Origin of the sequence: Streptomyces sp. F001, assembly GCF_004187715.1 — a bacterium.
Classification (GTDB): Bacteria; Actinomycetota; Actinomycetes; order Streptomycetales; family Streptomycetaceae; genus Streptomyces; species Streptomyces flavusporus.
In genome coordinates, this window is record NZ_QZWF01000001.1 from 159994 (window position 1) to 181054 (window position 21061).

Annotated in this window: 22 protein-coding genes and 9 pseudogenes; 15 read left to right on the top strand and 16 right to left on the bottom strand. The window is 69.6% G+C overall.

Features of this window, described 5'->3' with window-relative positions; all coding sequences use genetic code 11:
- The first annotated feature begins 64 nt into the window (after positions 1-64).
- Positions 65-511 carry a hypothetical protein gene (locus tag StrepF001_RS00715; protein WP_240797226.1) on the top strand — a complete coding sequence of 149 codons (447 nt, stop codon included), beginning with the start codon at positions 65-67 and terminating at the stop codon, positions 509-511.
- A gap of 1034 nt (positions 512-1545) precedes the next feature.
- Entirely contained in the window at positions 1546-2295 is a 750-nt protein-coding gene (locus StrepF001_RS46185; protein WP_206306742.1) for a hypothetical protein, read from the top strand.
- 75 nt (positions 2296-2370) lie between these two features.
- On the opposite strand, the pseudogene StrepF001_RS00725 reads toward StrepF001_RS46185, so the two are convergent.
- Positions 2371-3351, bottom strand: a pseudogene (locus StrepF001_RS00725) (pirin family protein).
- A 129-nt stretch (positions 3352-3480) separates the two neighbouring features.
- On the opposite strand from StrepF001_RS00725, the pseudogene StrepF001_RS00730 reads away from it, so the two are divergent.
- Positions 3481-3968, top strand: a pseudogene (locus tag StrepF001_RS00730) (carboxymuconolactone decarboxylase family protein).
- Positions 3969-4028: 60 nt separating this feature from the next.
- Here the strand turns inward: StrepF001_RS00730 and StrepF001_RS46940 are convergent.
- The gene (locus StrepF001_RS46940) at positions 4029-4184 is read right to left on the bottom strand and encodes a hypothetical protein (protein WP_240797321.1); all 156 of its coding nucleotides are present in this window, start codon (positions 4182-4184) and stop codon (positions 4029-4031) included.
- Here StrepF001_RS46940 and StrepF001_RS00735 point away from each other — a divergent pair.
- Positions 4122-4989 (top strand): annotated as a pseudogene (locus StrepF001_RS00735) (NADP-dependent oxidoreductase). The gene StrepF001_RS46940 and the pseudogene StrepF001_RS00735 overlap by 63 nt on opposite strands.
- Before the next feature lies 1 nt (position 4990).
- Here the strand turns inward: StrepF001_RS00735 and StrepF001_RS49920 are convergent.
- From StrepF001_RS49920 to StrepF001_RS00755, 5 genes and pseudogenes are all read right to left on the bottom strand, one after another.
- Entirely contained in the window at positions 4991-5194 is a 204-nt protein-coding gene (locus tag StrepF001_RS49920) for a hypothetical protein (RefSeq protein WP_346656887.1), read from the bottom strand.
- Positions 5188-5460, bottom strand: coding sequence for a hypothetical protein (locus tag StrepF001_RS49310; RefSeq protein ID WP_276322799.1), 273 nt, complete (start codon positions 5458-5460; stop codon positions 5188-5190). Before StrepF001_RS49310 ends, StrepF001_RS49920 begins: the two co-directional genes overlap by 7 nt.
- A 240-nt stretch (positions 5461-5700) precedes the next feature.
- Positions 5701-5832: pseudogene (locus StrepF001_RS49315) on the bottom strand (DUF6510 family protein); the annotation flags it as partial.
- Positions 5833-5917: 85 nt separating this feature from the next.
- On the bottom strand, positions 5918-6670 hold the full coding sequence (locus StrepF001_RS00750; RefSeq protein ID WP_129796387.1) for a ferredoxin reductase: 753 nt from the start codon (positions 6668-6670) through the stop codon (positions 5918-5920).
- Complete coding sequence (locus tag StrepF001_RS00755) at positions 6640-7239, bottom strand: sulfite oxidase-like oxidoreductase (protein ID WP_129796388.1); 600 nt, start codon at positions 7237-7239, stop codon at positions 6640-6642. The genes StrepF001_RS00750 and StrepF001_RS00755 overlap by 31 nt, the downstream gene beginning before the upstream one ends.
- A 153-nt stretch (positions 7240-7392) precedes the next feature.
- On the opposite strand from StrepF001_RS00755, the gene StrepF001_RS49925 reads away from it, so the two are divergent.
- The 9 genes and pseudogenes from StrepF001_RS49925 to StrepF001_RS46955 form a co-directional block, all read left to right on the top strand.
- Entirely contained in the window at positions 7393-7674 is a 282-nt protein-coding gene (locus tag StrepF001_RS49925; RefSeq protein ID WP_346656888.1) for a CBS domain-containing protein, read from the top strand.
- The gene (locus tag StrepF001_RS49930; protein WP_346656889.1) at positions 7667-7807 is read left to right on the top strand and encodes a CBS domain-containing protein; all 141 of its coding nucleotides are present in this window, start codon (positions 7667-7669) and stop codon (positions 7805-7807) included. Before StrepF001_RS49925 ends, StrepF001_RS49930 begins: the two co-directional genes overlap by 8 nt.
- Before the next feature lie 169 nt (positions 7808-7976).
- Positions 7977-8486, top strand: a pseudogene (msrA, locus tag StrepF001_RS00765) (peptide-methionine (S)-S-oxide reductase MsrA).
- Positions 8487-8633: 147 nt separating this feature from the next.
- Positions 8634-9221 carry a cation:proton antiporter gene (locus StrepF001_RS49320; protein WP_165396118.1) on the top strand — a complete coding sequence of 196 codons (588 nt, stop codon included), beginning with the start codon at positions 8634-8636 and terminating at the stop codon, positions 9219-9221.
- The gene (locus StrepF001_RS49325) at positions 9103-9804 is read left to right on the top strand and encodes a cation:proton antiporter (RefSeq protein WP_276322790.1); all 702 of its coding nucleotides are present in this window, start codon (positions 9103-9105) and stop codon (positions 9802-9804) included. Before StrepF001_RS49320 ends, StrepF001_RS49325 begins: the two co-directional genes overlap by 119 nt.
- A 157-nt stretch (positions 9805-9961) precedes the next feature.
- Positions 9962-10216 (top strand): EF-hand domain-containing protein, encoded by a 255-nt coding sequence (locus tag StrepF001_RS00780; protein WP_129796391.1) that lies wholly within the window; start codon positions 9962-9964, stop codon positions 10214-10216.
- Between the two features lie 183 nt (positions 10217-10399).
- Positions 10400-11404 (top strand): annotated as a pseudogene (locus StrepF001_RS00785) (NADP-dependent oxidoreductase).
- Positions 11405-11554: 150 nt separating this feature from the next.
- Positions 11555-11770 (top strand): annotated as a pseudogene (locus StrepF001_RS46950) (alcohol dehydrogenase catalytic domain-containing protein); the annotation flags it as partial.
- Between the two features lie 235 nt (positions 11771-12005).
- Positions 12006-12194: pseudogene (locus StrepF001_RS46955) on the top strand (alcohol dehydrogenase); the annotation flags it as partial.
- A gap of 525 nt (positions 12195-12719) precedes the next feature.
- On the opposite strand, the gene StrepF001_RS49330 reads toward StrepF001_RS46955, so the two are convergent.
- Entirely contained in the window at positions 12720-13334 is a 615-nt protein-coding gene (locus tag StrepF001_RS49330) for a helix-turn-helix domain-containing protein (protein ID WP_346656890.1), read from the bottom strand.
- On the opposite strand from StrepF001_RS49330, the gene StrepF001_RS00800 reads away from it, so the two are divergent.
- Both StrepF001_RS00800 and StrepF001_RS00805 read left to right on the top strand, forming a co-directional pair.
- Entirely contained in the window at positions 13293-13625 is a 333-nt protein-coding gene (locus tag StrepF001_RS00800) for a putative quinol monooxygenase (RefSeq protein WP_129796392.1), read from the top strand. The two genes, StrepF001_RS49330 and StrepF001_RS00800, sit on opposite strands and share 42 nt — an antisense overlap.
- A 308-nt stretch (positions 13626-13933) precedes the next feature.
- A pseudogene (locus StrepF001_RS00805) lies at positions 13934-16327 on the top strand (SpoIIE family protein phosphatase); the annotation flags it as partial.
- A 274-nt stretch (positions 16328-16601) separates the two neighbouring features.
- On the opposite strand, the gene StrepF001_RS00810 reads toward StrepF001_RS00805, so the two are convergent.
- The 8 genes from StrepF001_RS00810 to StrepF001_RS46965 form a co-directional block, all read right to left on the bottom strand.
- Positions 16602-16811: a hypothetical protein gene (locus StrepF001_RS00810; RefSeq protein ID WP_129796393.1), complete on the bottom strand. Its 210-nt coding sequence runs from the start codon at positions 16809-16811 to the stop codon at positions 16602-16604.
- Positions 16812-16926: 115 nt separating this feature from the next.
- Positions 16927-17862, bottom strand: a complete 936-nt coding sequence (locus StrepF001_RS00815; RefSeq protein WP_165396120.1) for an ABC transporter substrate-binding protein — start codon at positions 17860-17862, stop codon at positions 16927-16929.
- A gap of 5 nt (positions 17863-17867) precedes the next feature.
- Complete coding sequence (locus StrepF001_RS46190) at positions 17868-18140, bottom strand: hypothetical protein (RefSeq protein ID WP_206306744.1); 273 nt, start codon at positions 18138-18140, stop codon at positions 17868-17870.
- A 115-nt stretch (positions 18141-18255) separates the two neighbouring features.
- Complete coding sequence (locus tag StrepF001_RS46195) at positions 18256-18972, bottom strand: branched-chain amino acid ABC transporter permease (protein ID WP_206306745.1); 717 nt, start codon at positions 18970-18972, stop codon at positions 18256-18258.
- Positions 18969-19115 (bottom strand): hypothetical protein, encoded by a 147-nt coding sequence (locus tag StrepF001_RS46200; protein WP_206306746.1) that lies wholly within the window; start codon positions 19113-19115, stop codon positions 18969-18971. Before StrepF001_RS46200 ends, StrepF001_RS46195 begins: the two co-directional genes overlap by 4 nt.
- 83 nt (positions 19116-19198) lie before the next feature.
- Positions 19199-19528 (bottom strand): hypothetical protein, encoded by a 330-nt coding sequence (locus StrepF001_RS46205; protein ID WP_206306747.1) that lies wholly within the window; start codon positions 19526-19528, stop codon positions 19199-19201.
- Positions 19525-19764: a hypothetical protein gene (locus StrepF001_RS46210; RefSeq protein ID WP_206306748.1), complete on the bottom strand. Its 240-nt coding sequence runs from the start codon at positions 19762-19764 to the stop codon at positions 19525-19527. The genes StrepF001_RS46205 and StrepF001_RS46210 overlap by 4 nt, the downstream gene beginning before the upstream one ends.
- Positions 19765-20624: 860 nt before the next feature.
- Entirely contained in the window at positions 20625-20912 is a 288-nt protein-coding gene (locus StrepF001_RS46965; protein WP_240797228.1) for a hypothetical protein, read from the bottom strand.
- Positions 20913-21061 lie beyond the last annotated feature (149 nt).

A 21061-nucleotide genomic window follows, 5' to 3' on the forward strand; every position in this document is an offset into this window, starting at 1 on the left:
TCGGCCTCGCCACGGCCGTGGCCTGTCTGCCGCTGGTGACCGTGCCGGCTGCGTTCTCCACGGTGTGCGCCGTCCTGCGCGCGTACGCGAGGACCGGCCCGCAACGGCGGGGCGGTATCTCACCCTGCTGCGCAGCGGCTGCGCACAGGTGACCTGGCGGCCGGTGCGGTGCTCCTCGCGGGCGTGCTGCTGCTGGCCGCGGACCTGGCCCTCGCGGGCGCGGGCTGCCGGAGCACGGCTGTTCGCCGTGGCGGCGGGCGCGATCGGCGCGTGCGCGGCGGTCGTCGGACTGCGTGCGTGCGCCCGCCCCGAGTCACTCACCGACTGGCCCGCGGCCGTGCGTACGGCGGCCCGGGACGCCGTACGGGATCCGGGCGGCAGCGGCCTGGTCCTGCTCGCCCTCGTGGCGGCCGCGCTGTGCGGCTGGATGCTGCTGCCGCTGGCCTTTCTCGCACCGGGGCCGCTGGCCCTGGCTCTGACGTCCGTCGACGTACGACTGGAGAGCATGTGATCGCCCGCAGAACGTTCCTCGCCACGACCGCCACGGCCGCGCGGCCACCGGATCAGCGGCGCGCCCGCCGCGGCCGAACCGCACACGGACGCCGGCTTCCTCGCCCTGCTGACCGAGGCCGCCGACCAGCGCGTCACCGGGCTGCTCACGACGTACGGCGAAACCATCACCGACCTGCGCGACCGGGGCCGGGCGCGGGCCGCGGCCCGCGCGCTGCGCACGTTCACCTCGGTCTATGTGCACAAGGAGTCGGCGTACCACCACTCCCCCGACCTGCTCGGCCCGCTCCGCGAACTCGCCGGCACTCTCGCCGAGGAGCAGCACGACGACGGCCTGTACGACCAGGGCGCCGTGCACTCGCCACCGGACACCGCCTTCTCGGTCGTCGACCTGAATCTGGCGTACGCCCTGCTGGACCGCGACGGGCACCGGCCGACCGAAGCCGTGCGCAGCGTCGTCGAGCAGGTGCTGGACAAGGCGGGCCCGGGTCTTGCGACCGGTGGTGTGCACACCGCCAACCACCGCTGGCTGGTGCGCCGCACTGGCCCGGATCCACCGCCGCCGGCCCGACCCGGCGTACGCCCGCCGCATCGACGCATGGCTGGCCGAGGCATCGACCTGCTGCCCGGCGGCGAGTACAGCGAACGCAGCCCCACCTACTCGGCCGTCGTCACCAACCCCGCCCTGCTCACCCTGGCCCGCCACTACGGCCGTACGGATCTGTACGCCCCCGTACGCGCCAATCTCAAGGCCACCCTCTACGTCATCGAGCCCAACGGCGAGGTGGAGTCGGTGCATTCGCGGCGCCAGGACCAGACGGCCCTGCGCTACCTGCCTGAATTCTGGCTCCAGTACCGGGAGTTGGCGATCCATGACGGCGACGCCCGCTTCGCCGCCGTGGCCGCCCTGCTGCAGGAGCGCGGCACGGACCAGACCTTCGGGAGACACCGCTGGGCGACCGGCTCGCGGAGGTCCTGGACCGCCCGGAGCTGGCTCGCCCGCTGCCGTCACAGGCACCGCTTCCCGAGAACTTTGTGCACCACGACCCCGACTGCCGCCTGGTTCGCGTACGCCGGGGCACCCGCACCGCGACCGTCTTCGCCGGCACCGACTTTCCCGAGGTGCGGGCCATTTCCTCGGGCCTGTCCACCAATCCCACGTTCTTCAAGATGCGCAAGGGCGCGGCGATCCTGGACTCGCTGCGCCTGTCGCCGCAGTTCTTCTCCCTCGGTCACTTCCGTGCCGAAGGGCTCGAGCCGGTCGACGGCGGCTGGCGGCTGCACGCCGAGGTACGGGCCGCGTTCCACCAGCCCCTGCCGCCGCAGCACCGCCGGCCCGACGGCGACTATCCGCTCAGCAACGACGGACGCTTCTGGTCCGCGATGGACTTCCCGCACCGCCCCAAGGAGTGGCGGACCTGCGCACCGAGGTACTGGTGCGTCAAGTACGCGGCGGCGGCTGGGAACTGGACTTCGACGTCTCCCGGTCCGGTACCCCTCGCACTGGAGCTGTGCTTCCGCCGCGGCGGCACCTTGACCGGTGACGGGCTCGAACCCGTTGCGGGCCAGACCGACACCTACCAGCTCGTCAGCGGCGAGGCCGCGTACACCGTCGGCGACGACCGGATCGAGTTCGGCCCCGGCAACGGCAAGGGCGGCAAGCAGCCGCCGGTGGTCGAGCCGGGCGAACGCTACTCGTGGATGAACGGCTCCCTCACACCGGACGGCATCCGCGTGCTGATCACCGGCAGGTCACCGCTGGCGTACCGGCTCACGCTGAGGTGATCGTCACTCGTCGACTTCTCATCGGGCGTCTGCGCAATTGAGCCGACGGGCCACTGCAGGGCGAATTCAGTGGCGTCAGTGCCGGGGCGGGTTCCTGCGCGGGGTGATCGTGGCGTTCGGCAGGGTGGGGGCGGGCAGGCGGTCGCCGTCGTACCCCTTGACGGTGCCGAAGCGTTCGGAGGCTTTCTGCCAGTCGTCCCGGGCCGGACGATGTCGTCATGGCTGCGGCCGATGAAGTTCCACCACATGACGATCTCCTCCTCGAAGGGGGGCCCTCCGAGCAGGACCGTGCGGGCCCTGACGTCCGACTCGTTCGTCAGCGTCAGGGCGCCGATGCCGGGGTGGGCGTAGCCCATGTCCGCCGGACGCAGCAGGGTGTCGGCCATGCGGACGTCGCCGTGGTCGACGAGGAGGCCGTGCTCGTAACCGGGGTCCACGGCGAGCGTGACCGATGCGCGGGGTTCGAGGGCGATTTCGGCGCCGAGCAGCGGCGTGAAGGTCCGCACCAGGGAGACGGAGCCCGCGAGCGAGCCGAGGAAGACCCTGATCTCGGCTCCGTCGATGTGCACGGGCTCGGGGACGTGGTGCTGGAAGTCCTTTTCGGTATGCCGGTGTTCATCGCAGGGCCACCCACAGTTGCACGCCGTGCAGGATCGTGGTCCGCGGCGTCGAAACCTCGGAGTGGGCGATGCCGTGTCCTCCGGTCATGAGGTTGAGTTCACCTGGCCGTACGAAAGCATGGCTGCCGAGCGTGTCGCGGTGCTCGATCTCCCCGCTGAACAGCCAGCTGACCGTCTGCAGTCCGGTGTGCGGATGCGGGGCGACGTCCATGCCACCGGTGGCAGAGACGTCGTCGGGGCCGTAGTGATCGGCGAAGCACCACGCTCCGATCAGCGTCCGGGCGCGCTGCGGCAGTGTGCGCCGTACGGTCATCGCCCGCGGCCCGCCCAGCGGCACCTCGCGCGGAGAGATCACCTCGACGCGCGGCTTCTCCGCCCCTCTTTCGGCGTCCGTTCCGCACAGCATCTCCACGGGGTCCGTTTCCATGTTGCTCATCGGATGCCGCCTCTCGCCCACCCCAAGGGGTTGTTTAAAATGGAACAACTTGTCCCGAGTATACGGAGCCCACGACCGCGTACACCACGCACCACGTGGACGGGGCGCCATCACCGAAGGAGTCCCGGGTTGAGCAGCAGCACGACGGAACCGGCGGTTCAGCGGATCTTCATCGACAAGCAGAGCCCAAAGGCCTACGACGCCCTTGTCCAGACGTCCGAGGCGGTCCGTGCCGTCGCTGCCGACGCCGGACTCGACCGCACCCTCGTAGAGCTGATCAACCTGCGCGTCTCGCAGATCAACAGCTGCGCCTTCTGCCTCCACACGCACACTCGGGCCGCCCTGCGCTCAGGCGACACCCCCAGCGGCTGGGGGTCCTGGCTGCCTGGCGGGACACCGAACTGTTCACGCCCGCGGAACGAGCCGCACTCGCTCTGGCGGAGACCGTCACCAGCCCCGCCGACGCCACGACACAGGAATCCGCCTACGCTTCGGCGCGCGAGACACTCACCGAGGACCAGATCTCCGCGGTGATCTGGGTGGCGATCACCATCAACGCGTTCAACCGGGTCTCGATCATGAGCAAGCACCCGGTACGGAGCAACTCCCGACCGTGATCGGCCCACCTTCAGGCCGTGCGAGGCGCCGCCCCGGATCGCCCCGAGGGCGCCACGCCGTCATCCTGGAACGGTGGGGAAGTCTCCTCGCTGCCGGAAGGAGCCCCGATGAAGGCCGTGCGAACCCACGACCGTGATGCCGCCGTCGACGGCCTGGTGGTGGAAGAGGCACCGTACCCGTACGCGGGCGAGGGCGACGTGATCGTAAAGGTGCACGCGGCCTGCTTCACTCCGGATGAGCTGACCTGGCCGGCCACCTGGGTCGACCGGGCGGCCGGGACCGAGCGCCCGTCATTCCGGGACACGAGGTGTCGGGTGAGGTCGCCGAGGTCGCGGTGGCACGACCGGGCTGTCGGCCGGTCAGCGTGTCGTCGGGCTGACCGACTGGAACCGGGACGGCACTCTCGCCGAGTACGTGGCGGTGGAAGCGCGCAACCTGGCGCCACTGCCCTCGGGAATCGACCACGTCCAGGCGGCGGCTCTGCCGATGCCGGGCCTCACCGCCTGGCAGGGCCTGTTCGTACACGGAAGGCTGGAGGCCGGGCAGAGCGTGCTGGTGCACGGAGCGGGAGGGGGCGTGGGAATGGCTGCGACACAGCTTGCCGCGAAGCCGGGGCGCGCGTGATCGGGACGGGGCGCGAGGGCAGCCGGGAGCAGGTACTGGAGCTCGGCGCCGAGGTTTTCCTCGACCTTCAACAGCCGGCGTGGGAGGAGACCGTGGGCCACGTCGACCTCGTCTTCGACGCCATCGGCGGGCAGGTCCTCGCCCGCTCGGCCGCCGTGGTCAGGCCCGGCGGCACCCTGGTGACCATCGCCCATCCCCGAAGGTGCGGCCCGAGGACGGCCGGGCCATGTACTTCATCGTCGAACCCGACCGCAGTCACCTCCTCGAGATCATCGGCCGGCACCGGAGGGCCGGCTGCGCCCGCTGGTGGGTGCCGTCCTTCCTCTGGACCGGGCGCCGGAGGCGTTCCGCACGAAGAAGGGAACAGTCGGCAAGACGGTCATCCAAGTTGCGTGAGCTAGTCGGAGGGTTTTCGCGACGGATGCTCTCGACGAACGTTGCCTCGTCCTGTGCGATGCGGTTGGCCTCCTCGAACACGCTGAGGACCTGTGCAGCGGGGATGACGGGCAGCGCCGGACGCGTCCGCGAACACGTAATCACCCGGGCGGACGGTCACGCCGGACACGACGACCGGCCGGTTCGCCTCGAACGGCGTCACCACGTCACCGCCCCATTTACTCGTCTCCCCAAGCAGTAGGCGGCGAAGTCGTACGTCGCGATGTCGACGAAGTCCCGGAGACGGCCGTCGGCCAGGACCCCGGCAAGACCATGTACCGCCACCAGCGAGAGCTTTGTTCCGCCTCCGAGCGATATGCCGGTATGCCCGTTGCCGGCCAGGACCAGCACCCGCCCCTGTGCGCCCTGTGCGATGGCGTCATGGAACAGCCGGAGGAAATTGAACTGCTCAGGTGGGAGTGCTTCCCGCATGCAGGGAGAAACGAGATCGTCACCGCGGGGCCCAGGAGGACACGGCCCGGGGTCGGGCTCACCAGGTCGTCGATGTGACACCGGTGACGGTGCATCCGTCCCATGGCATCGACGACATCGGGGGTACGTACTCGCGCGGCGAGATCCTGCAGGCGGTCGTTCTCGCGGGCAGTCATGCCGGTGCGGGATCTTGAGGTAGTCCAGTCCGCCGGCGTCGAGCCACATCTCGGTGGGAGAGCGAACCAGGCGAAGCAGAACCCTGTCGCAGCCGGGACAGCGCAGCACCATCCCGGGACCATCGAGGTAAGCGTGCGTCTGGGCAAGCACCATCTGTTCACCGCAGCCGCGGCATCGTCCGGAAACCACGGTCATATCGGTTCCGAACAGGGCTTCGAGATCCCGGCGGCGGCGTTGCCGTCAAGGAAGTCCGGCGTCACGGTCATGGAGATTCAGCTCCTCATCCGCTGGATCCAAAACGCTCGGTGCGGATACGGCCGGGCTGGTGGCCGAGGGCCACCAGCAGGCCGGCGGCCGTTTCGACGAAGCCGGTGGAACCGCAGACGTAGCAAGTGGGTTCAAAGTCCGGTGGCCACCCGGCGTTCGACAACTCCGAAGCGGTGAACCGCCCGGGGGGCCGCGGCCACTCGGCCGGGGTGGAGCGGGTATAGAGGTACGTCTTGTCGAGGCCCGGATCGTCCCCTCTCAAGTCGGATACGAAGAGCTGGTACTCAGGGCTGCGCACGACGTACACCAACCGGAAGGGCGTACGGCTGCCGACCGCGCGGCGCATGCGGATCATCGCCATCAGCGGCACCAGGCCCGAGCCGCCGCCCACCAGCAGAATCGGCTCCTTCTGCTCGGGCCGCCACACGAACCAGCCGCCGACCGGTCCGCGCAGTTCCACCACGTCGTCCACTGCCAGTTCGTCCGTCAGATACGGGGAGACCTCGCCGTCATCGACACGCTGCACGGTCAGCTCGACGCTCTCGCCGTCGGGTGCCGACGCCAGTGAGTAACTGCGCTGTGTGCTGTAGCCGTCCTCCGCCGTGAGTCGCACATCGACATGCTGCCCCGCCAGATGACCCGGCCAGCCGGGCACCTCGAAGACGAGGGTGCGCGCAGCGTCGGACTCGATACGCCGATCGGTCAGGCGGGCTGTCGTCCAGCGCAGCCGGTCCCCTAGTCGCCCTGATACCGCTGCTCGCGCCATGGGTCCCCATAATCGTGGTAGCCGATGTTCTCCCAGAATCCCCGTTCGTCCTCATCGAGCAGTTGGATGCGCTGCACCCACTTGGCGGACTTCCAGAAGTACAGGTGCGGAACCAGCAGTCGGGCGGGGCCGCCGTGCTCCGGCGCGAGTTCCTCGCCGTCGTAGCGGTAGGCGATCCATGCCTTCCCGTCGAGGAGGTCCTCCAGGGGCACGTTGGTGGTGTAATCGCCGTAGGAGTGAACCAGTGCGTAGTCGGCACTGGTCTCCACGTCCTCCAGAAGGACGTCCAAGGAAACTCCCTGCCACTCCGTGTCGAACTTCGACCACTTGGTGACACAGTGCAGGTCAACGGTCGGAGTCTGGCTGGGCAACGCAGTGAATTCCGCCCAGTTCCAGCTGTGCCGTGTGCCCGTCTCTGTGCGGATGGTGAACTCCCATTCGTCAGGGTTCACCCTGGGGGTGGGTCCTGCGGACAGAACGGGGAAGTCGGTGGTCTCGTACTGCCCAGGAGGAAGTCTGTGCCGGGTTTCCCGCGCTCGGCCGTGGAATCCGCGCGAAACGATGGGCATGTCGTGCCCCCATTCTCCGAAGCAGGCGGTTTCCATTCTCCAGGACATCGCACAGCACAGCATCTCGGCAGAAAAAGGCTCCGGAGTGGTATGGCTTCAGAACCACGTCATGGATCACATCACTGAAGACATCACTGAAGAGCGGAGGAACCCGTGAAGCTGGTACGCGACGCCATGACCACCGACGTCGTCACGGTCGAGCCCTACACCTCGCTGACCGCGGTGGCAGCCTGCATGCGGGAGGCCGACGTCGGCTGCGTTCTGGTCATCAGCGACGACGCCCTCCATGGGCTGGTCACCGACCGCGACATCGCGGTCCGCGTCATCGCCGAAGGTCTGATTGCCGGCAGCATCACAGCGCTGGAGGCCGCCTCCGGGGACCTCGTCACCGTCACCCCCGACACGTCACTGTGTGAGCAAGCACGTCATGCGTGACCACGCACTGCGCCGGCTGCCCGTCGTGGACGAGGGTCGCATCGTGGGTCTGCTCTCGCTGGGCGACATCGCCTCCACCCCGCACGCCCAGGAGGTTCTCATCGCACTCAACAATGCACCAGCCAACCACTGACATCCGGCACTGCCTGTCCGGCGCTTGAGCTGCGTGCACCAGCCCGGTGCGCTTCCGGCTCAACGCGAAAGGAGGACAATATCCGGGTACCGCAAAACCCAGAAGCCGTCTCCTGCCGATTACCGCAGTCCGTTCGGAAACGACGACAACACAAACGCGGAGGACCGAGATGACAGGACAGACACAGAGGGCCGTTCTGGCAGGCGGGTGTTTCTGGGGCATGCAGGACCTGATTCGACGCCTGCCCGGAGTGACGTCGACCCGCGTCGGCTACACCGGCGGTGACGTGCCCAACGCCACGTACCGCAACCACGCACACACGCCGAGGCGATCGAGATCACATTCGATCCCGACCGGACCGACTTCCGCACGCTCCTGGAGTTCTTCTTCCAGATACACGATCCGACGACGAAGAACCGCCAGGTAACGACATCGGTCTCAGCTACCGCTCGGCCATCTACTACGTGGACGAGAGCAGCGGAAAGTGGCGGAGGACACCGTCGCCGATGTCGACGCTTCTGGCCTGTGGCCCGGCACGGTTGTGACAGAAATCGAACCTGTCGGACCCTTCTGGGAGGCCGAGCCCGAGCACCAGGACTACTTGGAGCGCTATCCCGACGGGTACACCTGCCACTTTGTCCGCCCAGGCTGGCGGCTTCCCACTCGCGCGAGGGATTGACGCGGCGAACCGCACAGGCGCCTGGACTTCTACAACTGTCAGGCAGGGCCCCACACGCTCGGCTTGAGGTGACATGCGCCCGAGGGCTGCCCACCGACGGCCGCCGGAGTCACGATGTCGTACGACAATCTGGTCATCGTTCTCGCGGTGTCCGCCGGTGTCCCGTTCCTCCTCGCGGTGATGCCCCGCGTCCCTCTTCCGGGCCCGGTCCTCGAGATCGTGGCCGGGATCGTCCTTGGCCCGGCGGTGCTGAACGTGGTGCAACCGGACGCCATCGTTCAGGCCTTGTCGATCATCGGCCTGAGCTTCCTGCTGTTCCTTGCCGGGCTCGAGATCGACTTCCAGCAGCTACGCGGGCCGTGGCACGGCTCATCGGTATGGGTCTGGCGGCACACTTGCGCTGGCCGCGACCGTCGGCTGGGGCTGCACATCGCCGGGCTGGTCGAGAGCCCGCTGCTGATCGGAACCGCGCTGGTGGCCACGTCTCTGGGTCTTCTGGTCCCGATCCTGAAGGACGCCGACGCGGTCGATCGGCCGGTCGGCCAACTGACCATCGGTGGCGGCTCGGCAGGAGAGATCAGCGCCGTGGTGTTGCTGTCGCTGTTCTTCTCCGAGCATGCGTCGGGCCCGGCCTCCAGGCTGCTTCTCCTGCTCGGCCTCGCTTGTCTGGTGCGCTCGTCATGGTGGCCTCGATGCGTGCAGGACGCTCCATGTGGCTGTCCGGGGCCGTGGTGAAGCTGGCGGACACAAGCGCCCAAGTCCGGGTCCGCTTGACAATGGCTCTGATTGTCGGCCTGTCCGCGGTCGCCCTGCACCTGGGATTCGAGGCCATTCTGGGTGCCTTCATCGCGGGGGCCGTACTACGGCTGGTCGACCCCGACGCCGAACGGAACACCCGCAGTTCCACGTCAAACTGGAGGGCCTCGGCTATGGATTCCTCGTCCCGGTGTTCTTCGTGACGAGCGGTATCCAGTTCGACGTAGGAGCCCTGTTCGCGGACGCTGAGACGGTGCTGCGGGTACCGATGTTCCTTGCCGCGCTGCTCCTCGTTCGGGGACTGCCCGCATTGGCCTACCGCAGCGCCGGGCTCTCGCGCGCGGAGATCATGGCCAGCGGACTCCTGCAGGCCACCTCCCTCCCCGTCATCGTGGCCGCGACAACGATCGGCTTGAAGCTGGACGCGATCCGGCCGGCCAACGCCGCCGCGCTGGTGGCGGCAGGCCTGCTGTCGGTGGTCGTGTTTCCTCTGACGGCCCTGCCCTTGCTGAACCGTTCACGAGCATCCGCAAGCTCGGAGCCCGGAAAGGACCCGGATTGATCCCAAGAACGGCTCCCGCTGTCACTTGGGGCGCAGGCGTACCGCAACGGCGGCAGGGATGCCGGGAGGCTGGGAACGTGGTCCGGAGCGGAGACGTTTTCGTCTGGGAGCGGGCGGGTCGGCCCGCCCCGCCGACGAGGGGAACGAGGACGTCAAGATGAGCGACAAGGCCCGGAAGCTGTTCGAGGCACTCGACCTCGACCAGAACGGGACCCTGACCCGCGAAGAGGTGATCACCGCCCTGCGCACGAAGGGCCCGTCTCTTGCCGCGTCGGGGGATCTGCCGTTTTGGGGCGTGGGCGACGCCGATGCCTCCTCCGCGCTGTTCGACGCCGCTGACCAGAACGGGGACGCGGTACTGACCCTGGAGGAGTTCGCGGCATTGGTCGACCGCCGTTTCGGCTGGCACTGACACCGGACCGGCCTCCGCTGCAGGCGGCGGGCCGGCGCGACACGCGATACGGGGCGCGAGTGGGGCCGGCCGCGTGCATGAACCGTACGTCGCACCGGGCCCCCTCTTGTCTCCGACGGCATGGCACCCGTACGCTCACCATCCATACCGACTGGATGGTATGTCCCGAAGGAGCCGCCGGAGATGAGCCGCATCAACCGCCAGGTGCGCCTGGCCGCACGCCCCGTGGAAGAGCCGCGGCCGACCGACTGGGAGCACGTCGAGGAGCCGACCGGGCAGCCGGGCGACGGGGAATTCCTGGTGCAGGTGCTCTGTCTGTCGATCGACCCGGCGATGCGCGGCTGGATGAACGCGGGCAGGTCCTACATCCGCCGGTGGAGATCGGCGAGGTGATGCGCGCCGGCGCAGTGGGAAGGGTGATCGCCTCCCGGCACTCCGGGTTCGCGGTCGGCGACCATGTGTCGGCTCGTTCGGCGTGCAGGAGTACTGCGTGTCGGACGGACTCGGCGTGACCAAGGTCGACCCGGCGATGGCCCCTTGCCGACGTATCTCGGTGCTCTCGGCATGTCGGGACTGACGGCCTACTTCGGCCTGATCGACATCGGGCGTCCCGAGCCCGGCCAGACCGTCGTCGTCTCCGGAGCGGCGGGGGCGGTCGGCAGCGTCGTCGGGCAGATCGCCAAGATCCTGGGCTGCCGGGTCATCGGCATCGCCGGCGGCGAGGCCAAGTGCCGGCTGGTGGTCGACGAGTTCGGGTTCGACGCCGCGATCGACTACCAGAACGAGGACGTGCGCAAGGCGCTGCGCGAGCATGCCCCCGCCGGCGTCGACGTGTACTTCGACAACGTCGGCGGTGACGTTCTGGACGCCGTGCTGCTGCGGCTGGCGCGCGGTGCCCGTGTCGTCGTCTGCGGCGCGATCTCCCAGTACAACAGCACCAAGCCGCAAGGCCCTGCCAACTACCTGTCTCTGCTGGTGAACCGCGCCTCCATGACGGGCATGGTGGTGTTCGACTACGCCGACCGGTACGCCGAGGGCGTCGCACAGCTGGCCACGTGGCGGGCGGAGGGCCGGCTGAAGTCCCTTGAGGACGTGGTGTCCGGTGGAGTGGCGGCGTTCCCCGAAACCCTGATGCGGCTGTTCCGTGGTGAGAACCACGGCAAGCTGGTCCTGAAGATCGCGGACTGACGGGCGGAGGGGGAGGAATCCGGTGAAGGCACTGAGCTACCACGGCCGTCATGACATCCGCTACGGGATGTCCCCGACCCGGCCGTCACCAGCCCCACCGACGCGGTCGTCCAGGTCACCACGGCCGGCATCTGCGGCAGTGACCTGCACATCTACGGTGGCAACCCGTTCAGCCCGGAACTGGGCTACACGCCGGGACACGAGTGCGTCGGTGTGGTGGTCGACACCGGCGGCCAGGTCACCCGCTTCAAGCCCGGCGACCGGGTTCTGGTGCCCGCCTCGGCCGGCTGCACCCTGTGCCGGTCGTGCGCGGCCGGGTTCACCGCCCGGTGCGAGCGCGCCAAGTCCAGCACGGAGCTCTGCTACGGAGTCAGCCCGCAGCTTCCGGGCAGCCAGGCCCAGGCGCTGGCGGTGCCGTACGCCGATGTCAATCTGGTGCACCTGCCCGAGGGCATCTCCGACGAGGCCGCCGTCGTCCTGACGGACAACGCGCCCACGGCCTGGTACGGCTGCCGCCGTGCCCGTATCCAGCCCGGTGAGACCGTCCTGGTCATCGGCCTCGGCCCGGTCGGCCTCATGGCCGCCCAGTCCGCTCTTCGCGATGGGCGCCGCGCGGGTGCTGGCACGGACCTGGTCGCGGAGCGCTGCGCCTTCGCCGCCACCCTGGGGGTCGAGCCGGTCGAGGGCGAGGACGCACGGACGGCCGTACGGGACATTGACCGGCGGACGCGGGCCGGACGCCGTGGTGGAGGCCGTGGGCTCGGACGCCACCATCGATCTCGCCCTCAAGGCCGTCCGGCAGGCCGGCCGGGTCAGCGTCATCGGGGTCAGCCACAGCAAGGCGTTCCTATCCACATGGGATTGGCACAGGTCAAGGAACTGGAGTTCGCCATCGGGCTCTGCTCGATCCACTACGAACTCCCTCCCTGATCGCCCTCACCCGGCCGGCCGGATCAAGCCCGAGGTCGTGGTCTCCCACCGCTTCGCCCTCTCCGAAGGCCCGGCAGCGTACGAACTGTTCGCAGGCCGCTCCGACGGCGTCCGCAAGATCCTTCTCGACCCCACCCGCTGATTTTTTGCGCAGGGCCGCTTCGTCCGGGCGGTCCGCACCCTGCCGAGCTCGCCCGGTGTGCTCGCGGAGCGTGCCTACGGCTGCGCGGTGCCGTCGATCAGCTGCGAGACGCGGGTTGCGCCGGCGCGCACGGCATCCCGAGCTGCCGATGCCGCTGCTCGAACAACTCCACAGGTATGGACGTGGCCAGGGCCCCCGCGACCTTCCCCCGTGAGCCGGGGCAGTCCCTGCTGCCGCAGGTGGTCACGACGCCGCTCGGCCGGCAACGACGACAACATGACCTTGCCGAAAGCCGTGGCGTGGGGAGCCTGGTGGAGCACACCGAGCACCCCGGGTCACCTCGAGTTGCCGGCACAGGCGCCGGTGCAGGCCGGTGAGTTTGTACCCCAGCCCGTACCCGCGGGACTGGTGGAGCCTGACCAGACAGCCCTCGTGGACCAGGGTGTGCAGCAGGCGGTACGTCGTCAGGAGGGTGAGGCCCGCGCGCCGGGCGACGGCCTTGGCGGTGATGCCGTCACCGCCCGCCGCGACCGCCTCGAGCACCCGCAGAGCACGGCGGACCGATCCCCCCCGTACCGGGCACTTTCCAGGTGCGGGCGGCCTGCCGGTCACCGGCCGGCGCCGTAGGATCTGGTCGCCAAGGTCCTGGCCGGCGGGCACGAGTCGGCCACCGCCTGTTCGACGGCCGGCGTCGCTCGTGCCATTGCCGCCCCGCTCGACCGCACCGCCGGGCCTACCGGACCGGCCGCACGTGCCGACCGCCGTCACCTGCTGCAGGCCCGCAGCCGATCGACATACGTCCATGGAGAGAGTCTGATGATCTTCATCACCGCCAAGTTCCGAGTCCGTCCCGAGCATGCCGACCAGTGGCCGGAGATCACCGCCGACTTCACCGAAGCCACACGCCGGGAGCCCGGCTGCCTCTGGTTCGACTGGTCGCGAAGCGTGACGGACCCCACGGAGTACGTCCTGGTCGAGGCCTTCCGCGATGACGAAGCAGGCGCTGCTCACGTGCAGTCGGCGCACTTCAAGGCCGCACAGCAGACGCTGCCGCCGCATCTGGTCGAGACCCCTCGCATCGTGAACGCGAACGTTCCGCAGGACGACTGGTCGCTGCTGGGCGAGATGGCCGTTCCCGAGCAGGAGTAGCACGAGTGGGGCGCACTCCCCGGAGTGACTGGGGTGCGGACTGCGGCGGCACCGTTACGCGCTACGACGCGTCTGCGGCTGTCTCTCCGCCGGCGCCGCCACAGCCGCTTCCCCGTGCCCTGCCGTGTGGGCGGCTCACGGCACTGCGTACCAACGCATGCCCCGCGGAGCCGGTACGACGAAGCGCGCGGCGCCCGCACGGCCGATACTGAGGATGAGCCGCTGCAAGCCCAGGCACGCGGGGACGGGTGGGAGCGCCCGGCGCACCGCACTACGAGTCCCTCGAACGGTGCGAGGTTGATGGGGCGATGGACGACACATCCCTGACGACGCTCAGCGAGAGCCCGGAGGACCCCTTCTCGATCTACCAGTCGGCGTCCGCCGTCCTGGACGACCACGGGCGGGTCGTCGCCTGGAGCGAGCAGGCCACGAGCCTCCTCGGGCATCGGGCCGACGAGGTGCTGGGCCGGCCGCTGCGCGAGGTCCTGGTCGCCGATGGAGACGAGGCCCTGATCGCCGAGGCGGTCGCCGCGTGCCTGCGGGAGCGCGGCTGGTTCGGGCTGCTGCCGGTCCGGCATAGCGCAGGCCACCGCGTGTACGTGGGGTTCCGCGCCCGGAGGGTGCAGCGCCTGGACTCCACCGTCGAGTGGCTGCTCGTGGGCTCGCGCGCCGAGGACGTCGTCCAGTGGGAGGTCGACCGGGCCGTGCTGGACGGCTTCTTCCGCCGGTCCCGGTCGGTGTCGCGGTTCTCGGCCCGGACCTGCGCCTGCTGCGGGTGAACCGGGCGATCGCCCGGTTCGGCGGGCTGCCGGCCGAGGCCTACCCCGGACTTCGCACCTCCGACTTCCTGCTCGGTCCGGACGCGCAGCTGGTCGAGGAACGGCTCCGGTCGGTCCTGGAGACGGGCCAGCCCGTGATCTTCGCCGAGCAGCCCTGCCGGCTGCAGCGGGACCCTCAGAAGGAACTGATCGTCTCCGTTTCCGCCTTCCGGATGCAGGACCCGTCCGGCCGGGTGCTCGGCGTCACCGAGATCATCGAGGATGTCACCGACCGCCACCGGGCCCGTCGGCGCCTCGCGCTGCTCAACGAGGCCGGCACCAGAATCGGGAGCACCCTGGATGTGGCCAGGACGGCGCGTGAGCTGGCCGAGGCGGCGGTTCCCGCGCTGGCCGACGCGCTCTCGGTGGATCTGCTGGAACCCGTGACCCATGGGGAGGAACCCGCCCCGACGCCGTGGGCCCGCTGCGCAGGACGGCGGTCCGCAGCGTCCGGCCCGAGGCGCTGCAGGTGCTGTACCCGCTGGGCCATCTGTTCTCCTTCCCCGAACAGACCGCGCAGGGACGCTGCCTGGCCGAGCGGCGTTCGGTCCTTCAGCCCGCCGTGGAGGTCGACCGCGAATGGTTCCTGGTCGACCCTGAGCGGGCCGACAGGATGATCGCGCTGGGTGTCCACTCGCTGATGGTGGTGCCGCTGGCCGCGCGCGGTGTCGTCCTCGGCCTGGTCTGTTTCTGGCGGTGGCAGCGGCCCGAGCCGTTCGAGGAGGACCTCACCCTGGCGGAGGAGTTCGCCGCCCGGGCCGCTCTGCATCGACAACGCCCGCCGCTACACCCAGGAGCACCAGGCGGCCGTGGCCCTCCAGCGCAGCCTGCTGCCGAGCGAGGTACCCGAGCACCCGGCGGTCGACACCGCCCACCGCTACCTGCCCGCGCAGGCCTCCACCGGTGTCGGCGGCGACTGGTTCGATGTCATCCCGCTGTCGGGACTACGCGTCGCGCTGGTCGTCGGCGACGTCGTCGGCCACGGCATGCACGCGTCGGCGACCATGGGACGGCTGCGCGCCGCCGTGCACACCCTGGCCCATCTCGACCTGGCTCCGGACGAGGTCCTCGCCCGGCTCGACGACCTGGTGGATCATCTGGCCACCGAACAGCGGCAGGCCGACGCAGGCGCCCCCCAGATCGTCGGCGCCACCTGCCTGTACGCGATCTACGATCCGGTCTCCCGGCACTGCGCCATGGCCCGCGCGGGGCACCCGCCGCCGACCGTGCTGGGCCGGACGGTCGGGTGCGCCTGATCGACCTGCCCGCCGGGCTGCCGCTGGGTGTGGGCGGGCTGCCGTTCGAGACCGCCGACCTCGAACTGGACGAGGGCAGTCTGCTCGCCCTGTGCAGCGATGGGCTGCTCCTGGCCGACCACCGGGACATCGACCAGGGCTTGGCACTGCTGCGCACCGTACTGGCCGGTCCGGCCCGCTCGTTGGAGCACACGTGCAAGGCGGTGGAGGACGCGATGCTGCCCGAGCGGCCCCCGATGACGTCACGCTGCTGCTGGGCCGCACGCGGGTGCTGGCGGCGGAGAAGGTGGCCACGTGGGAGCTGTCGGCCGACCCCACTGCCGCCGGCCGGGCCCGGGCGCTGGTGACGGACCAGCTGACCGAGTGGGGGCTGGAGGAGCTCGCCTTCGTCACCGAACTGATCGTGAGCGAACTGGTCACCAACGCGTACCGGTACGCCGGCGGCCCGGTGCTGCTGCGACTGATCCGGCACACCCATCTCATCTGCGAGGTCTCGGACACCAGCAGCACCTCCCCCCACCTGCGCCAGGCCCGAAGCACCGACGAGGGCGGACGTGGCCTGTTCCTGGTGGCCCAGCTGTCCGAACGGTGGGGCACCCGCTACGGCCGCAACGGAAAGACCATCTGGCCGAGCAACCACTGTCCACTGCCGCTCCGAACGCGCGTAACGGTGAAACCAGGCCTTCCTGACCTGCGCCGCCACGCTCCGCGAAGAGCACTGAGCGGCGTCGAGGATCCGCTGCCGGCTCGCTTGTCGCGCACGGCGCCGCCGAGAGCGGCCGGAGCCTCTGGCTGGTGGAGGCACTGTCCGAACGCTGCGGGGTCCACCGCATCCCGGACGGCGCGAAGGAACGGGGGCGGTCCGCAGGTGTCGGGCACCGACTCGGACCGCCCCCGTCGGCTCAGTTCGCCGGGGAACCGAATTCCTTGCGGGTGTCCACCGGCTTGCCGAACAGCTGCCACCGCTCGTCCTTGAACCGCATCAGCTGCATCGTCTCGATGGGGAAGGCGTCATCGGGCCCGGTGGAGAGGGTGACACCGGGCAGCAGCATGTCCACCTTGACGTCCTTGAGGTTGCGCACCGCGTCCGCAGCCCCTCCCTGGTCGGGCACTCCATCGCGTCCAGGGCCTTGTGCAGGCTGGAGGCGGCGGCCCAGCCGTAGGCGTTGAACTGGTTGGCCGGGTCCGAGCCGGGCGCGTACTTGCTCAACGCGTCCTTGTACGTCTTCATCTCCGCGTCGTCGGCCCACTGCGGGTCGGCGGGTCCTTGAAGTAGGTCGCCGAGACCACACCTTGGACGTTCTTGAATCCGACGGGCTTGAGCACCGTGGCGGACGAGGACACGTTGTTCACGATGTGCAGCGGGTTCCACTTGGTGTTCTTGGCATCGGCGGCGAGGGCCTGGCTGCCGAACTTGGGCGTGGTGATGTTGAGCAGCACATCGGCCTTGGAGCGGGCGAGGCTTGTCATCTGCGCCGACACGGAGGGGTCGGTGACCTCGTAGCTCTCCTCGGCAACCACCTTGATGCCGCCGGCGACGGCTCCTTGAACCCGCGAGCAGATCCTTGCGAAGTCGTCGTTCTGGTAGAGGACGGCGACCTTCGCCTTCGCTTTCTCCTTGAGGTATTTGGCGTACACCGTGCCTCGGACACGTAGTTGGGCTGCCAGCCCGTGGTCCACGGGTGCTTGTCGTCCGTACCAGACGGAGGCACCGTGGCGACGAGGGCTGCGGCACCTTCCGCTTGTTGAGGTAGTCCACACGGCGGCTGTGGACGGGGTGCCCAGAGTCTGGAAGACGGCGAAGACCTTCTCCTGCTCTACCAGTCTGCGGGCCTCCTCGACCGCCTTGGGGGCTGGTAGCCGTCGTCGCGCACGGTGAACTCCACGTGCGGCCGTCGATGCCGCCTTGTCGTTGACGTGCTTGAAGTAGGCGCTCACGCCCTTGCTGATCGTGCCGTACGCGGAGGCCGGTCCGACAGCGGGTAGATTCCGCGAGCTTGATGGTCTTGTCGGTGATGCCCGTGTCTGTTGGCCCTGGCACCGCGCCGTCGGCAGCGGCGTCCTTGTCGTCCTGCCCGCGCTGGGTGCTGCAGGCGCGGCGAGGAGCAGGGCGGTGGATGCGGCCGCGGCCGTGGCCGCCCGCAGAGCGGTCGTCTTGCGCATGTGATTCATTCCTTTTCCGTGCGGGCGGTGCGCCCACGGGTTCGGCATCGACAGGTGCGGGATCCGCGGTGCGGGGGCGCGGACGGGGTTCTGATTCGGGTGTGCGGTCGGCGGCGGGTGGTGGTGCGGGTGAGGCGGCGGGCAGCGGCGCCCCGGGCGCGGCCCGCCAGACCGGCCAGTCCCGTCGGAGCCACGAACATCACCGCGATGATCAGCAGGCCGAACACCACACCGGGCGCCGCGTCGCTGATGTCCTGGGCCACGCTCGGCACGTACATCACGAACGCCGCCCCGAGCAGCGGTCCGTACAGCGAGGCGAGGCCCCGACCACCAGGCCGGCCAGCAGCGTGATGGACAGGACGAAGCTGAACGAGTCGGGTGAGACGAAGCCGATCACCCAGTGTACAGACACCCGGCGACACCGGCGAAGCTCGCGCTCCACGCGAAGGCGAGGGTCTTGTGCAGGGACAGCCGTACGCCCATGACCTCCGCGGCGCTCTCGTTGTCCCGCAGGGCGAGCAGTGCCCGGCCGACGCGCGACCGCAGGAGGTTGCGGGCGAGCAGCAGGGCCACCACAGTGACGGCGAGGACGACGAGGTACATCCACTGGTCCTCGGCCAGCCCGCTCCACGCGGGCGGCTGCAGCTTGTCCACGGTCAGGCCCATGGAACCGCCCGTGACCGGTTCGAGCCGCTTGAGCAGCGGCGGCAGGAACACCGCGAACGAGAGGGTGACCAGGGCCAGGTACAGCCCGCGCAGGCGCAGGGCGGGCACTCCGAAACCGAGGCCCAGCAGGAAGCATCCGACGGCCGCGACGGGCAGGGTGGCCAGGTGGCCGGTGTCGTACCGGTCGAGCATGACCGCGGCCGTGTAGGCCCCGGCCGCGAAGAACGCCCCGTGCCCGAGCGAGATCTGCCCGCCGAACCCGACCAGCAGGTTGAGTCCGGCCAGCGCCACGGCGTACAGCAGGACCATGGTCAGCTGGAAGACCTGGAAGGGGGCGAAGTAGAACGGTGCGCCGACGGCTACTGCCACGGCGAGCAGCGCGGTGAGCGCGGCCCGCAGGCGCCGGGCACGGTCGGTGCCGAGGTTTGCGACGATCGTGCTCATGTGCGCTCCACCGCCGCTCGTCCGAACAGGCCCTGGGGCCGCATCAGCAGCACCGCCAGGATGATCACCAGGGGTACGCCCACCTTGAGATCGGCTCCGATCACGTCCACGTACGCCCCGGCCAGCGTCTCGGCGACGCCCACGAGCAGGCCGCCGACGACCGCCGACCGGGCTGTCGAAGCCTCCGAGGGTGGCCGCTGCGAAGGCGTAGATCAGTACCCGCCCATCATGTTGGGCTCCAGGAACAGCACCGGGCGACGAGCACGCCCGAGACCGCGCCGACCGTCCGGCAGCCCCAGCCGAGCATCAGCACCCGGCCCACCCGGATGCCCGACAGCCGGGCGGAGACGGCGTTGCAGGCGGCCGCCCGCATCACCAGGCCGACGGAGGTGTGCTGGAACAGCAGGTACAGCAGGCCCATCACGAGGGCCACAGCGATGATCCCGAGCGTCGACCAGTCCACCCGCACCCCGGCCAGATCCATCCCGCCGTCGGGGAACGGCTGCGGGAAGTCCTTCACGGTGAACGACCAGATCAGACCGGCCAAGGCATTCACGAAGATGAACAGGCGACCGTGACGATGACCGTCGTCAGCTCGGGCGCGTTCCGCACGGGACGGATGACGAGCCGTTCGACCAGCATGCCGCCGGCGAACGACACCACCAGGGTGACCGGCAGCGCAAGCCAGAACGACATCCCGGACGCCACGAGCTGCCACGCCACATAGGTGGAGATCATGGCGAGCTCGCCCTGGGCGAAGTTGACGATCCCGGTGAACCGGTGGATCAGCACCAGGGCAGAGCCAGGCTGGCATAGACGGCGCCGGAGCCGACGCCTTCCACCACTTGCTGGAGTACCTCGGTCACGGCGCTCACCGCCCTTCCCCGGCGGACGGAGACACCGAGGTACACCTCGGCGACCTGTCCGTCCTCGCGGATCGGTCGGCCGGTCCGGACAGCACCAGGCGGCCGGCCTCCAGTACGTGGGCCCGGTGCGCGACATCCAGTGCGAGCTGGCGTTCTGCTCGACGACGACCACGGTGGTGCGTTCCTCCTCGTTGACGGCACGGACGATCAAACAACTCGCGGTGACCAGCGGCGCGAGCCCAGCGACGGCTCGTTCCAGGAGCAGCAGCGAGGGCCGCAGATCAGCGCCCTGCCGATGGCGAGCATCTGCTGCTCGCCGCCGCTGCGGACTGCCGGGCCTGGCGGGACCGCTGACGCAGCTTGGGGAAGTAGCCTAGATCGTTTCCAGTCGGCCGCCACCGCCGCACGCTCGGCGCGGCCCCGCCGCCGTCGACCGGGCGCACGTGGGCGCCGATGCGCAGGGTTCTCCTCGAACGGTCAGTCGTTGAAGGTGCCCCGCCCTCGGGCACGTGCGCCACGCCGAGCCGGGCGGCCTGCTCGGGCGAACGCCCAGCAGCTCCGTACCGTTCAAGGTCCCGAGCCGCGTCCGCGACCATGCCGCACAGGGCCCGCAGGTTGGTCTTGCCCGGCCGTGGGTCCGAGATCGCGCACACTTCGCCGCCGTGCGACGGTGAAGTCCAGCCTTGGAGCACGCGGCCTGGCCGTATCCGGCGTGCAGTCGGACCACCTTCAGGAAGTCCGCTCCGCGCACTCGCCCCGGCCTCGGTGGGACGGTGGTCGCCTCGCTCATGCCGCCACCCCCAGGTACGCCTCGATGACCGCCGGGTCGCGCTGGATCTCCTCCGGCGGGCCTTCGGCGATCTTGCGCCCGAAGTCGAGACACACGACCTTGTCGCACAGGCCCATCACGAACCCCATGTGGTGTTCGACCACCACGAGCGTCAGGTCGAAGTCCTCGCGCACCGCCCGGACCAGATCCGCGAATTGGTCGACCTCGCCGTGGCTGAGACCGTTGACGGGTTCGTCGAGCAACAGCAGCCGGGGGCGTACCGCGAGCGCCCGGGCGAGTTCCACGCGTTTGAGGGTGCCGAACGGCAGCCCGGAGGCGGGTGCTCGGCGACGTCCGCCAGGCCGAGCCGCCGTAGCAAGTCGTCCGCCTGGTCACGCAGTTCCCTCTCCTCCCGCGGACGCGGGGCAGCCGGAGCGCGCGGCGAAGTGACCGG

Excerpts from the sequence above, each read along its gene's own strand:
- StrepF001_RS00780 (WP_129796391.1), top strand. The coding sequence starts at position 9,962 with ATGAGCGACAAGGCCCGGAAGCTGTTCGAGGCACTCGACCTCGACCAG.
- StrepF001_RS49310 (WP_276322799.1), bottom strand. The coding sequence starts at position 5,460 with ATGCGGGAAGCACTCCCACCTGAGCAGTTCAATTTCCTCCGGCTGTTC.
- StrepF001_RS46190 (WP_206306744.1), bottom strand. The coding sequence starts at position 18,140 with ATGTACGTGCCGAGCGTGGCCCAGGACATCAGCGACGCGGCGCCCGGT.
- StrepF001_RS49330 (WP_346656890.1), bottom strand. The coding sequence starts at position 13,334 with ATGCTCGGGACGGACTCGGAACTTGGCGGTGATGAAGATCATCAGACT.
- StrepF001_RS00815 (WP_165396120.1), bottom strand. The coding sequence starts at position 17,862 with ATGCGCAAGACGACCGCTCTGCGGGCGGCCACGGCCGCGGCCGCATCC.
- StrepF001_RS46195 (WP_206306745.1), bottom strand. The coding sequence starts at position 18,972 with ATGAGCACGATCGTCGCAAACCTCGGCACCGACCGTGCCCGGCGCCTG.
- StrepF001_RS49325 (WP_276322790.1), top strand. The coding sequence starts at position 9,103 with ATGCGTCGGGCCCGGCCTCCAGGCTGCTTCTCCTGCTCGGCCTCGCTT.
- StrepF001_RS49930 (WP_346656889.1), top strand. The coding sequence starts at position 7,667 with ATGCGTGACCACGCACTGCGCCGGCTGCCCGTCGTGGACGAGGGTCGC.
- StrepF001_RS00750 (WP_129796387.1), bottom strand. The coding sequence starts at position 6,670 with ATGGCGCGAGCAGCGGTATCAGGGCGACTAGGGGACCGGCTGCGCTGG.
- StrepF001_RS00755 (WP_129796388.1), bottom strand. The coding sequence starts at position 7,239 with ATGCCCATCGTTTCGCGCGGATTCCACGGCCGAGCGCGGGAAACCCGG.
- StrepF001_RS00800 (WP_129796392.1), top strand. The coding sequence starts at position 13,293 with ATGATCTTCATCACCGCCAAGTTCCGAGTCCGTCCCGAGCATGCCGAC.